Here is a 12,662-nt window from a genome sequence, read left to right as displayed (position 1 = left end):
GGATAGGTGACGACCCGCCCGCCCCGCCGCTCGCCGTGCTCCGCCGCCGCCAGCGCCGCCCCTTCCGCCAGCGGCCCGGTACGGGCGCCGCCGAGCGCCCACGACACATCCGCGGGCATTCCCGCAGCCTCATGCCCGGGCACGCCCGGCGATCCAGGCCCCAGCACGGCGGACGCCATGGACTCCGGCACGACCAGCGAGCACGCGACATGCGGTGCGCCGGAGCCCGCTCGATCGGCTTGGACGAAATGCGTGCAACCGACGGCGTCGCCCGGCAGGCCGAGCGCCCGCGCCACGGTGTGGAGCAGGTGCTCGGCCTCCGGAAGGGTTCGCGAGCCGGCGTCGATACCGAGGATCATCGGCGCGGCAGCACCCAGATCGGGTTGCTGTAGAACCACAGGTCGTTCCACGGGTCGGCGTCGCCGTACACGTCGATCTGCGGCCCGTGCGGGTCCACGGCCGCGCCCAGCAGCCCGGGGGCGCTGCGCCTGCCGTCGGTGCCGCGCAGCCGCACGTACACCGGCCGGTCGATCGCGCCCAGCTGGTACGTGAACGTCACGGTGCCGGTGTTCTTGTTCACCTCGTACGACTGCACGACCTTCGTGCTCGGCGTGGTGAAGGCGTCCTTGTCGGCGGCCGGACCGGTGACGTCGCCCTGGACGACGTCCACCCGTGCCAGCGTCGGCACGACCTGCGCCCAGTTCGGCCGTTCCGCCAGCGTGATCTCGATGGCCAGCTCGACGCGCGCCCCCTGCCGGACGTGCAGGGTGTCGCCGAGCGTGACCCCGCGCTGTCCCGTCCCGGCCGCCCGCGCCCGGACCACCAGCCCGCTGATCAGCCCGCCGTGGTCGACCCAGACCCGCCCGGCCCGCAGCCCGTCCATGACGGCCTGGTAGGAGAAGCCCTGGCTGCCGACGTGGGTCCGGCTGTAGTACCCGGGCCAGAAGTCACCGGACGTGAACCGCGGCACGCCCGTGTAGACGGGGTCCTCATACCGCCCCTTGGCGTTGAAGTCGCTGTTCGGGCCGCGGTCGCTGGTGTCGCCGTGCACCCAGTGCGCGTCGGAGTTCGCGGTGATCCACCACGGCTTGCCCTCCGCCAGGAGGCTGTCCCACAGCCCACCGACGGTGGCGGTCATCCAGTCGAACCCGCCGAACGTCTTGTAGCTCTCGGCCGGGTACCCCGGGAAGGAGTCGGCGCCCGGGTTGCTGTCGTAGTACCCGCGACCGCCGCCAGGGCCGTGCGGCTTGGCGATGCCCGCCGCCTGGTGGCCGGGCGCGCCCTCCATGCCGACCGCGATCGACGGCTGCGCGTCCCGCCAGCCGCGTACCTCGTGCGGCGAGTCGAGGCCCTTCCTGGACGGGTGGTTGGCCAGGAACAGCGCGTCGGGGATGCGCCGCCGCCTGACGGCGTCGGCCAGGAAGTTCAGCCCGGCGATGGCCAGCGCCTCGTTCTGCGGCGTGTTCGCCCCGGCGCCCTTCACCGACCCGTCGAAGGAGTTCTCGAACTCCTTGAGCGTCGCGACCTCGTTCCGCCCGGGCGCGACGAACACGGTGCCGTGCTCGGCGGCCGGGATGTTCCACTCCAGCCCCTGGAAGACCAGCGTGTCCTTGACCGCCTCGCGGGCGGCCACGATGTCGGGGTTGACCTTGTCCACGCCGATCTTCGCGTGCGTCGCACCGCCGTGGTCGGTGATGACCAGCCAGCCCAGCCCGTACGCGTTGCCGTGCCGTACCTGGTCGATGACCCGGTAGATGCCGTCGCTGCTGTACTGGGTGTGGATGTGGTGGTCACCGGCCAGCCACAGATACCCGTCCTTCGGTTCCCGCCCCCGCCCGGTGATCTCCTGCTCCCCGTCGGCGGCGGCCGCCTCACCGGTCGCGCCCAGCACTCCGGCGGCCGTCAGCCCGGCGCCCAGCAGCCCAGCCCGCCGGAACATCCGGCGCCGCGACAACTGCCCCGGCGACAGCTCCCCGTCGGGGATGGATAGGTCGCTCGCGGTCGCGGCGTCCCCTTCGCTGGGAACCTCCTGGTCGTGACCGTGGTGATGGTGGTGATGGTGGTGATGCCCGTGGCTCATGGCTGCTTGCTCCGTCCCGCCGGTGTGAGGGTGCTCCGGCTACGGCGGGAGCGTGGCGGAACCGGATGAATCGGACATGAACGCCAAGAGATCAAGACATGCCGGGCAGATGCCACCATGCATGATCACCCGAACCTGTGGGATTCCTGTGAACGCGGGCCGGATGCGGGGCACGGCCGAGCCTGAGGCTCCGGGAAAACGCCGGCGAAAGGCCCCGTGCTACATCACGGTGAATCACCGGTCAGTATTCGCCCCGGAGCGCTCGAACCAGGCCCGGCCGATAGCCTGATCGCGGTGGTCAGCCTCGCCGCATGGCGAGGATCTCGCGGCCCCGTTCCGGCGTCGGCCTCCAGGCGGTACGGTCCACGCGGCACTCCTCAGCTACGGTGATCATGTCGTGCTCATCCCAGCAGAGACCGCCGACATTTACCGGGCGGGTCGCGGGTCAGATCGCTGCCGCGCGGCCGGCCGCCGGCGGCCAGGTCACTCCAGTCGTTCTTCTCCGTCGAGTGGGCCGCCTCTCCTCGACGATTCCCCGCAGTTTCGCCGAACTTCACTCCCGTCACACCTTGCGCAAATAACGTGGCATGCATCCCTGACCTCGTAAGGAGATGCGATGTTGCGTCGAGCCCTGGCCATGCTGGTCGCCGCCGGAGCCGTGCTGCTGACGGCTCTTCCCGCCGCGGCCGCCGGCGCCGAGCCCCTTCCCCGTGCGCACGCCCACAACGACTACGAGCACGAGCGGCCGCTGCTGGACGCCCTCGACCACGGCTTCACCAGCGTCGAGGCCGACATCTACCTGGTGGACGGCGAGCTGCGGGTCGGGCACGACCCGGAGGACCTGCGGCCAGGGCGCACGATCCAGTCGCTTTACCTCGATCCGCTGGCCGAGCGCGTCAGCCAGGGTCACGGGCACGTCTTCCCGCGCAGCCGGCAGCAGCTCCAGCTCCTGGTGGACATCAAGAACACGGGCGCGGCCACGTACACCGAGCTCGACAAGGTGCTGGGGGCGTACCGGAAGATGCTCACCACCTACCACAAGGGCAAGGTGAAGCCGGGCGCGGTGACCGTGGTGATCAGCGGGGACCGGCCGCGCGACCTCATGGCCGCGCAGGAGCGGCGCTCTGCCTTCTACGACGGGCGGATGTCGGACCTGGGGCAGGGCAACGCGGCCCTGATCCCGCTGATCAGCGACAACTGGACGAACCACTTCGCCTGGCGCGGCGAGGGCGAGATGCCGGCCGCCGAGCGGGCCAAGCTGCGGCAGATCGTGGCGACCGCGCACCGCGACGGGCAGCGCGTGCGGTTCTGGGCCACTCCCGACACCGCCGGGCCGGCCCGGGACGCCATCTGGCGGGAGCTGATCGCGGCGGACGTGGACCACATCAACACCGATGACCTGGCGGGGCTCCAGCGGTTCCTGCGCGAGCACGACACCGCGCGCGCCGAGGCCGCGTAAATCCCGCTCCGAGCGCCACCAGCAGCCGGGAACTCACAGGAAGAGACAGAAAGGATGCCCATCGGGATCCAGTAGTACCCGGACATCATCCTGTGGCTGGACCTCGGCCAGAACCGCACCGCAGGCCACGGCCCAATCCACTGCCGCAGGCAGGTCGTCGACCTTGATGTCGAGATGCTGCGTGGCGGTCTGCCTCCCGGAGACGCTCGGCCACACCGGGCGGGCATAACAGCGCTCGTACTCGAAGTCGAGGGTGGGCGCGTTCACCTGCTCCGGCGGCCGGATCTGCGCCCAGCCTCCCTTGTCAGGCTCGCCCGGCACCGGGCCTTCATCTGCCGTCACGGGCAGCGACAGCAGTTGGGAGTAGAAGCGCGCGAGCTCACTTGGTTGTGATGTTCCGATCGTCACGGAGGTCAACCGCAGACGTGGCGGCATAGACGAGACTCCCATCCATTGAAGGCATTCCACTTCACCTAGGTAATTGTGGCCCCCTTCTAGGGAAGATATGCGTTTTATGTCTCGTAGCTCGACTACCTGGGGCGACGGCCGGCGCGCGTGGATGGCGCTGGAAGTCGTCCCAGGCGGCGAACACGTTGTGGGCGGTCAGGGAGACGGTGCCGAGGACGCATGGCGCCGTTGAATGCGGTCGGCAAGCTGCGGTTCGGCGTGACAGCAGTCGTTCGAAGTGACGCGACAACGCCTCGACACTTGCCGTATTCACGGGCTCAAGGAGAGCTACCGACGAAGGCGCACTGCCGCAGTCTTCGCGGGAGTCGTTGGCGTGCCGGCAGGGAGCGGCAAATAATCGAGAAGATAGGGGACGCACGAGGCGGAACCGGAGTCAGGCTGTTCAACAGGTCGCGAGCCGCGTAGACGTGAATATCGAAGAGGCGGCGTATCGTCTGGTTGGTGACGAAGCCGTACTCTCTCACATGGTCGACGACCTTCTGATCGGTGTCGTCGATGGAGCGGCGTCGATAGGAGACGGACCGTGACATCGCGGTGAGCACGTCTGATCGTAGCCGGTGTGTTGGGAAGGGCTTCTTGGCCGTTCTCTTGGTCGGCTCGATCAAGTTGTACTCATCGGTCATGGCGAGCAGGACCTCTTGCGCTTCGACCGGAGTTCTTTGGATTATTCCGGCGAGCTTGTACGCTTCGATGCCGCTGTTATGGCGGAGATGCGACATGGCGAGCAGCACATTCAGGTCTCGGCCTGCTTTGGAAGGAGGGTCATTGATGAAGCGTACGAATGCGTCATTTCCTATGCCGCTTGCCAGGGTGGCCCGGACGAGTGTTCCGCTGTCCTCGAACAGGGGCGGCTCCTTGCCGACCCGCAGCATTTCCCGATAGGCCCTGTCCACTCCTTGCCCGGTTCGCTCCGCCAGTTGAAGGACGGAGACGGTTTCGGTGAGCAGCCGGTGCCTGGGCGTCGAAGGATAGGTGAGGATGTTGGCGGGGGTCACCCCTGACACCAGACCGCCAGGGCTTGTGATCAGACGTCGAGCTCGTACGATCGGTGGATCAGCGCGTTCACGACCAGCTCCCTCACCGCGACGCCGGGATAGTCGGTGAGCTGAAGCTGTATTCCGCCGGCGAGGTTCAGAGGAGTGCCCGGTCGGTCAAGTCGGCAAGGTGATCCCGGCCGGCGGCCTCCAGAAGGCGACGCAGTCTCTCGATTTCGACACCACTGAGCCGGCCGACGCCGATGCTGGAAGCATCTGCCGACCAGTCGACTTGACCACGTGCGATCATGACCTCCCGCTGCTGGTGGGGAGGGGAAGGGAGGCACTCCTTTCCAAGGCGGCGCGTGGCAAGTCCGGCGGCGTTGCTGTGCGGCATGACGCCTTGGGGAACGGTGACGAGCACGACACGGACGCCATCGACGGATCTTTCGCTGACGAACGCGGTGATCGGCGGGCTTGGCGCCGTCTCCAGGGTCGTCTGAGTTGGAATGACTGAGTGCCACTGAGGGTGGGGCAACGGGTGGGTGTGCTGGGGAACCTACGAGAGGGCGCGGGCGGCGTGGATCAGAGGGACGTGGCTGAAGGCCTGGGGGAAGTTGCCGACCAGGCGGCCGTACCGGGGGTCGTATTCCTCCGCCAGCAACCCCACATCGTTCCGCAACGACAACAGCCGCTCGAACAGGTCCTTGGCCTCCTCCTTCCGCCCCTGCATCGCCATCACCTCCACCAGCCAGAAGCTGCACGCCAGGAACGCGCCCTCCCCGCCCGGCAGCCCGTCCACGTTGTTGTCCTCAGCGAGCGGGTAGCGCAGCACGAACCCGTCCGACATGAGCTCCTTCTCGATCGCCGCCACCGTCCCCAGCATCCGGGGATCATCGGCGGGCAGGAAACCGACGACGGGCATCATCAGCAAGGCCGCGTCCAGCTCCGACGACCCGTACGACTGCGTGAACGTGTTCCGGTGCGGGTCGTACCCCTTCTCGCAGATCTCCGCGTGCACGACGTCCCGCAACGTCCGCCACTTCTCAACGGGCCCGGTGCGCCCGAACCGCTCCACGTACTTGACCCCCCGGTCGAGCGCCGCCCAGCACATCACCTTGGAGTGGACGAAGTGCCGCCGCGGCCCCCGCACCTCCCACAGCCCCTCGTCCGGCTGGTCCCAGTGGTCCTCCACGTAGTCGAGGAGCTGGCGCTGGATGGCCCAGGCCCGGTCGTCGGCCGACAGCCCGCGGCTGCGCGCCACGTAGAGGCAGTTCATGACCTCCCCGTACACGTCGAGCTGCAGCTGCTTGACCGCCTCGTTCCCGATGCGCACGGGCCGCGAGTCCTCGTAGCCGTCGAGCCACTCCAGCTGCAGCTCGGGCAGGCGCCGCTCGCCGGCGACCCCGTACATGATCTGCAGGTCCTGGGGCCGCCCGGCGATCGCCCGCAGCAGCCACGAACGCCAGTCGGCCGCCTCCTCCAGGTAGCCGGACGAGATGAGCGCGTCGAGCGTCATCGTCGCGTCCCGCAGCCAGCAGAACCGGTAGTCCCAGTTGCGGACCCCGCCCAGGTCCTCGGGGAGGGACGTGGTGGGAGCGGCGACGATGCCGCCGGTCGGCGCGTACGTGAGCGCCTTCAGCGTGATCAGCGACCGGATCATGGCGTCCCGGTACGGCCCGTCATAGGTGCAGCGGGACACCCAGTCCGCCCAGTAGGCCACGGTCTCGTCGAGCTGCTCTTCGCAGTGGATCTGCGGCGGCATCGGCTCGTGTGACGGATGCCACGTGAACACGAAAGGCAGCCGGTGGCCCTCCTTGACGGTGAACGTGGCCCGGTGGGCGTAGTCGCCGCCCCTCAGTGGCACGGGGGAGTGCAGCCACGCCGAGTCGGGCCCGCCGATGGCCTGCAGGTGGCCGTCGGTCCGGCGCATCCAGGGCACGATTCTGCCGTAGTCGAAGCGCACCCTGAGCTGCGTGGACATCTCCACGGTCCCGGAGACGCCCTCGACGATCCGCACGACGTCGGGGTTCTGGTCGCGCGGCGGCATGAAGTCGATCACGCGGACCGTGCCGGTCGGGGTGTCCCATTCGCTCTCCAGGATGAGCGTGCCGGGCCGGTAGCGCCGCCTGTCCGCCGGCCTTCTGCCGGTCGGGCCGAGCCACCAGTGCCCGTTGCGCTCGCTGCCGAGCAGCGCCGCGAAGCATGAGGGGGAGTCGAACCTCGGCAGGCAGAGCCAGTCGATCGAACCGTCCCTGCCCACGAGCGCGGCCGACTGCATGTCTCCGATCAGGGCGTAATCCTCGATCCGCATGCCTATAGACGCTACTCGGAGTGGGGGTGATCCCGTGACCGGGTTCGATCGCGTCGCGTCGTGACCGGTCCCGGCCACGAGATCACGTCAGGGGGAACCAGCGGGTGAACAGCTGCGTCAGCGGCCCGATGGCCAGCGCGAACACCAGCGTCCCGATCCCCACGGTGCCGCCGAGCAGCCAGCCCGCGGCCAGCACGGTGATCTCGATGAGAAACCTGCCCAGCCGCACCGACAGCCCGAGCCGGACCAGCCCGGTCATGATCCCGTCCCGCGGTCCCGGGCCCATGCCGGCGCCGATGTACAGCACGGTCGCCAGCGCGATCGAGACGACGCCCAGAACCACGTACAGAGCCTGGAACGCCAGATGCTGCGGCGTGGGCAGCAGGAGGATCGCCGCGTCGGCGAACAGCCCGAGGAACACCACGTTGCTGATGGTCCCGATGCCGGGCTTCTGCTTCAGCGGGATCCACAGCAGCATCACGAGCGCGCCCACGCCGATGATGACCGTCCCGATGGACACCCCGGTCCTGATCGCCACCCCCTGGTGGAACACGTCCCACGGATCGTTGCCCAGCCCGGACTCCACGTGCAGGCCGATGCCCGCGCCGTACAGGGCCAGCCCGCCGTACAGCCGGACGAGGCGGGCGGGAAGGGAATTAACTCTTGAGACGGTCGTTTGGCTCATAGTGGCCCTAGAGTGGCAGGCCACCGACTTGCCAAAACAGGGCCAATCCAGAAAAGTGGCCTTATGAGGCATCTCTCGGCGACCCAAGTGGCCCGGCTGGTCGACGTCGATCCGGGCGCGCGCCCGTACTACCGCGCGCTCGCCGACGGCGTCCGCGCCCTCATCATGGACGGCCAGATCCCGGTACGCGTCCGCATGCCCGCGGAGCGCCACCTCGCCGAGATCCTCAAGGTCAGCCGCACCACCGTGACGTCCGCGTACGACCTGCTGCGCGAGCGCGGCTACCTGGAGAGCCGCCAGGGCTCGGGCAGCTGGACGGCCCTGCCGGACCCGGCCACGACGACGGACAACCCGTGGCTCAGCACCGACGGCGACGGCCTGGTCCAGCTCCACTGCGCCGCCCCGCCCGCGCCCTCGTCCCTGCGGACCGCGATGCTGGAGGCGGTCGAGGACCTGCCCAGGTACGGCATGGGCAACGGCTACGACCCCATGGGCCTGCCGGTGCTCAGAGAGCGCATCGCCGCCCGCTACACCGCCAGAGGGCTGGCCACCAGGCCGGAGCAGATCGTCGTCACCACCGGCTCCCAGCACGCCATGCAGCTCGTGTTCGGGCTGCTCGTCGGTGCCGGAGACCCGGTGCTCGTGGAGTCGCCGACCTACCCGCACGTCATCGACGTGGCCCGGCAGCGCTCCGCCCGGATCGTCCCGGTCGGGATCTCGCACGAGGGCTGGCAGGCCGATCTGGTGATCGGCGCCATGCGCCAGTCCGGGGTCCGCCTGGCCTACCTCATGCCCGACTTCCAGAACCCGACGGGCGCCCTCATGGACGACGCCACCCGCGCCGCCGTCGTGGGCGCCGCCCGGCGTACGGGCACGCTGGTGCTGGTGGACGAGACCTGGCTGGAGCTGGCGCTCGACGAGGTGCCGCGCACCTCGCCCATGGGGGCGTTCGACACCGACAGCCGCGTGATCAGCATCGGGTCGGCGTCCAAACTGTGGTGGGGCGGGCTGCGCATCGGGTGGATCCGCACCACGGCGGCGCTGGCCCGCAGCCTGGCCAGGCACCGCTCGGCCGTGGACATCGCCAGCCCGGTGCTGGAACAGCTCGTGGTGGCGCGGCTGTTCGACCGGCTGGAGGAGACCCGCGCCGAGCGCCGCCGCACGCTGCGCGCCTCCCGTGACGCGCTGGTGTCGGGGCTGCGCGAGCACCTGCCGGAGTGGACGTTCACGGTGCCGCGCGGCGGCGGCACGCTGTGGGTACGCCTGGACGCCGGCAACGCCACGCCGCTGGCCGAGGCGGCGGCCGGCCACGGAGTACGCCTCGCGCCCGGCCCCTGGTTCGGCCTGGAGGGAACGCTCGAGGGCTACCTGCGCCTGCCGTACACGCTGCCGCCCCAGGTCCTGACGGACGCCGTCACCCGCCTGCGCACCGCCCGCGACCACGGCCCCCTCGGCACCGCGCCCCCGGCGGACTCGCTCATCGCGATGGTGTGAGGGGCCGGACCGCGCCCGCCGCCCGGCACGCGCCCCGCAGCCTGGCGTCCGTGGTCACCAGGACGCATCCGAGCGCCTCAGCGAGAGCCGTGATCCGAGTCGCAACGCGCGACCTTCACTCGCCGATGCCCCTGGCCAGCGGGGCGCGCCAGTTGCGCCGCATCGCCATGATCCGCAGCCCGAACGCCAGCACCGCCGCCGCCAGCGTGGCCGGCCACCCGTGCAGCCCGTACGACCACACCCCCGCCATCACCCCCGACCCCAGCATCGCCGGCACGGCGTAGAGCTGCCGGTCGTACAGCAGCGTCGGGATCTCCCCGGCCAGCACGTCCCGCAGCATCCCGCCGCCCACCGCCGTCGTCACCCCCAGCAGGGCCGCGTGCAGCGGGCTCAGCCCGAACTCGAGGGCCTTCTCCGTCCCCACCGCGCAGAACAGCCCGAGCCCGGCCGCGTCCAGCACCAGGATCGCCGGCATGACCCGGGCCACGTGCGGATGCCAGAAGAACACGATCACGCTGGCGGCCACCGGCACCAGCACGTAGCCGAGGCTCTGGAAGGCGGCCGGCCGGACGTTCAGGATCAGGTCCCGTACGACGCCGCCGCCCAGCGCGGTCATCTCGGCCAGCACCCCCATCCCCACCACGTCGAGCCGCTTGCGCACGCCCATGAGCGCCCCGGACAGGGCGAAGACGAAAATTCCAACCAGGTCGAGAAGTTGCGACACATCGCACTGTTTACCGGATCCGCGCAGGCACATCCGCCGCGTGGTGGTGCTCGGCCCACCCCCGTACCCAGCCGCACCCACAGCGCCCCGGCGACCGTCATGTACGCCCTTCGACAACGCGCCGTATGGCTCTTTCTCCGCAAGGTCTTGCCGCTACCCGGCGGGTGTGGTGCGATGCATGCCATTCATGCAAGTGAATACTGACGGGAGGCGCGTGCCATGGCCGAAGTCCTCGAGGTCCGAGCCGAGATCGAGCAGCAGATCGCCGGCCGTACCGTCTGCATGCAACTCGAGCAGGCGGCCGAGCAGCATCCAGACGCACCTGCCTATTCCGACCCGGAGGCAGACGGCTGGCGCACGCTGACGTACGCGCAGGCGCGGCAGCGGGTCCTGGAGATCGCGGCCGCCTTCGCCGCGCTCGGGCTCGAACGCGGCGACTCCGTGGCCATGATGATGGTGAACCGGAGCGAGCACGTGCTCGCCGACCTCGGCGCGGTGCACGCGGGCGGCGTCGGCTGCACGGTCTACTCGACGTTCGCCCCCGACCAGATCGCCTTCGTGGCCGAGAACGTGGGCGCCAAGTACGCCGTGCTCGGCGGCCCGGCCGAGCTGGCCCGCTGGCAGCCCGTCCTCGACCGGCTGACCGCACTGCGCAAGGTCATCATGCTGGAGGGCACGCCGGCCGGCGACGATCGGTTCATGGCGTGGACGGACTTCCTGGAGCTCGGCCGCGCCCGGCTGGCGCAGGACCCCGGGCAGGTGGAGGAGCGCTGGCGGGCCGTCACCGCCGACGACGTGGTCACCGTGCTCTACACCTCCGGCACCACCGGCGTGCCCAAGGGCGTCCCGCTCACCCACGCGAACGTCCTCTACGAGGTCGCCGCCACCGACCGCCTCACCTCGCTGCCCACGCTGGGCACGCAGATCTCCTACCTCACCTACGCGCACATCGCCGAGCGCATCCTCAGCCTCTACCTGCCCCTGGTCAAGGTCTCCCACGTGCACTTCTGCACCGACCTGGCCAACCTGGGGGCCACGCTGGGGCAGGTCAAGCCGATGATGTTCTTCGGCGTGCCGCGCGTGTGGGAGAAGATGATGGCCCGCCTGCTCGCCGTCCTCGCCACCCAGCCGGAGGAGCAGCAGGCCGCCGTGCGCAAGGCGATGCAGGCCGGTCAGGCGTACGTCGAGGCCGGCCAGTACGGCGGCACGATCACCCCCGAGATCCAGGCCGCCTACGACCAGGCCGACGCCTCCCTCCTGTCGATCATCCGCGGCATGATCGGCTTCGACCGCGCCGAGTGGACCGCCACCGGCGCCGCGCCCCTGCCCGCCGAGGTGCAGAACTTCTACGCCGGCCTCGGCCTCAGAGTCATCGACGTGTACGGCATGACGGAGACCACCGGCGCCTTCACCGGCAACAGCCCCGCCTGCTACCGCCTGGGCACCGTCGGCAGGGCCGAGCCCGGCGTCGAGATCCGCATCGCCGAGGACGGCGAGATCCTCACCCGCAGCCCGCTCAACACCCGCGGCTACCTCAACCGCCCCGAGGCCACAGCGGAGCTGATCGACGCCGACGGCTGGCTGCACACCGGCGACATCGGCACGGTCGACGAGGACGGCTTCTACCGGGTGGTGGACCGCAAGAAGGAGCTGATCATCACCGCCGGCGGCGAGAACATCTCCCCGGCCGAGATCGAGAACCACCTCAAACAGCACCCCCTCGTCGGCCAGGCGCTCGCTTACGGCGACAACCGGCCGCACCCGGTGGCCGTGCTGACCCTCGACGCCGAGGTGGCGCCGGGCTGGGCTCAGGCCCGCGGCATCTCCTTCGCCTCGCTCGCCGAGCTGGCCGAGCACCCCGAGGTGCTCAAGGAGGTGGAGGCCGCCGTCGAGACCGCCAACGCCAAGCTGGCCAGGGTGCAGCAGGTGAAGAGGTGGGCGCTGATCGGCACCGAGTGGACCGCCGAGACCGAGGAGCTCACCCCGAGCCTCAAGTTGAAGAGGCGGATCATCCACGCGAAGTACGCCGACGTCATCGAGGGGCTCTACTCCGGCTGATCCAGATTTTGCCATCAGGGGCGTGTGTTGTGGACCTGGCCATTACCGGCCGGTTCCTACGGTCTCGATCATGACCAGAGGCCTACTTCTCGTCTCGCTCGCGGCGGGGGCGCTCACGGCGCCTGCGCCTGCGTCCGCCGCGACCGAGCTCGCCATCCGAGCCATCACCGTACGTCCCGCGGAGCCCGTGGTCGGTGCCCACGACTCCGTCCGCCTGGTGATCGACGTGGTCGCCAGGGGGACGCGGGGCAAGGACGGGGTCGCCGTCACGGTGGAGCCTGGCGCCCCGCCGGGGCCGCTCCTGACGTCCAAGCCCCCGGTGACGGACCCGTCCGCCGCCCCCGCGCCGTCGGCGCCACAGCCATCTCCGTCACCCTCGGCCGCGTCCGCCCCGCCCGTGTCCGCC

General features: G+C 70.0%; 11 protein-coding genes and 1 pseudogene. 4 read left to right on the top strand and 8 right to left on the bottom strand.

The features are described 5' to 3' along the window. Positions 1-359 (bottom strand): hypothetical protein (locus EJK15_RS62135; protein WP_206062011.1); only part of this gene is annotated, 359 nt, incomplete at its 3' end. Further along, positions 356-2,080, bottom strand: coding sequence for a histidinol-phosphatase (locus EJK15_RS62130; protein ID WP_138719722.1), 1,725 nt, complete (start codon positions 2,078-2,080; stop codon positions 356-358). The genes EJK15_RS62130 and EJK15_RS62135, both read right to left, overlap by 4 nt. Positions 2,081-2,696: 616 nt before the next feature. Between EJK15_RS62130 and EJK15_RS62125 the strand changes: the two genes are divergently transcribed. Next, positions 2,697-3,539 (top strand): phosphatidylinositol-specific phospholipase C/glycerophosphodiester phosphodiesterase family protein, encoded by an 843-nt coding sequence (locus tag EJK15_RS62125; protein WP_138719721.1) that lies wholly within the window; start codon positions 2,697-2,699, stop codon positions 3,537-3,539. A 33-nt stretch (positions 3,540-3,572) separates the two neighbouring features. On the opposite strand, the gene EJK15_RS62120 is transcribed toward EJK15_RS62125, so the two are convergent. The 5 genes from EJK15_RS62120 to yczE form a co-directional block, all read right to left on the bottom strand. Next, positions 3,573-3,947: a VOC family protein gene (locus EJK15_RS62120; RefSeq protein WP_206062009.1), complete on the bottom strand. Its 375-nt coding sequence runs from the start codon at positions 3,945-3,947 to the stop codon at positions 3,573-3,575. Positions 3,948-4,264: 317 nt separating this feature from the next. Further along, positions 4,265-5,032: an ATP-binding protein gene (locus EJK15_RS62115; RefSeq protein ID WP_276615575.1), complete on the bottom strand. Its 768-nt coding sequence runs from the start codon at positions 5,030-5,032 to the stop codon at positions 4,265-4,267. A gap of 106 nt (positions 5,033-5,138) precedes the next feature. Then, entirely contained in the window at positions 5,139-5,405 is a 267-nt protein-coding gene (locus tag EJK15_RS62110; RefSeq protein ID WP_138719718.1) for a hypothetical protein, read from the bottom strand. A 135-nt stretch (positions 5,406-5,540) separates the two neighbouring features. Next, a complete protein-coding gene (locus tag EJK15_RS62105; protein ID WP_138719717.1) occupies positions 5,541-7,295 on the bottom strand; it encodes a glycoside hydrolase family 15 protein in 1,755 nt (584 codons plus the stop codon). A gap of 82 nt (positions 7,296-7,377) precedes the next feature. Beyond that, positions 7,378-7,980: a membrane protein YczE gene (gene yczE / locus EJK15_RS62100; RefSeq protein ID WP_138719716.1), complete on the bottom strand. Its 603-nt coding sequence runs from the start codon at positions 7,978-7,980 to the stop codon at positions 7,378-7,380. Positions 7,981-8,043: 63 nt separating this feature from the next. Between yczE and yczR the strand changes: the two genes are divergently transcribed. Continuing rightward, positions 8,044-9,474 (top strand): MocR-like transcription factor YczR, encoded by a 1,431-nt coding sequence (yczR, locus tag EJK15_RS62095; RefSeq protein ID WP_138719715.1) that lies wholly within the window; start codon positions 8,044-8,046, stop codon positions 9,472-9,474. A 115-nt stretch (positions 9,475-9,589) separates the two neighbouring features. Here yczR and EJK15_RS62090 read toward each other — a convergent pair whose 3' ends face one another. Continuing rightward, positions 9,590-10,198, bottom strand: a complete 609-nt coding sequence (locus tag EJK15_RS62090) for a trimeric intracellular cation channel family protein (RefSeq protein WP_240777970.1) — start codon at positions 10,196-10,198, stop codon at positions 9,590-9,592. A gap of 219 nt (positions 10,199-10,417) precedes the next feature. Between EJK15_RS62090 and EJK15_RS62085 the strand changes: the two genes are divergently transcribed. Continuing rightward, positions 10,418-12,256: an AMP-dependent synthetase/ligase gene (locus tag EJK15_RS62085; protein ID WP_138719713.1), complete on the top strand. Its 1,839-nt coding sequence runs from the start codon at positions 10,418-10,420 to the stop codon at positions 12,254-12,256. Between the two features lie 70 nt (positions 12,257-12,326). Continuing rightward, a pseudogene (locus EJK15_RS62080) lies at positions 12,327-12,662 on the top strand (hypothetical protein); the annotation flags it as partial.

Origin of the sequence: Nonomuraea basaltis (assembly GCF_005893125.1) — a bacterium.
Taxonomy (GTDB): Bacteria; Actinomycetota; Actinomycetes; order Streptosporangiales; family Streptosporangiaceae; genus Nonomuraea; species Nonomuraea basaltis.
This window is presented reverse-complemented; position numbering and strand designations above follow the sequence as displayed.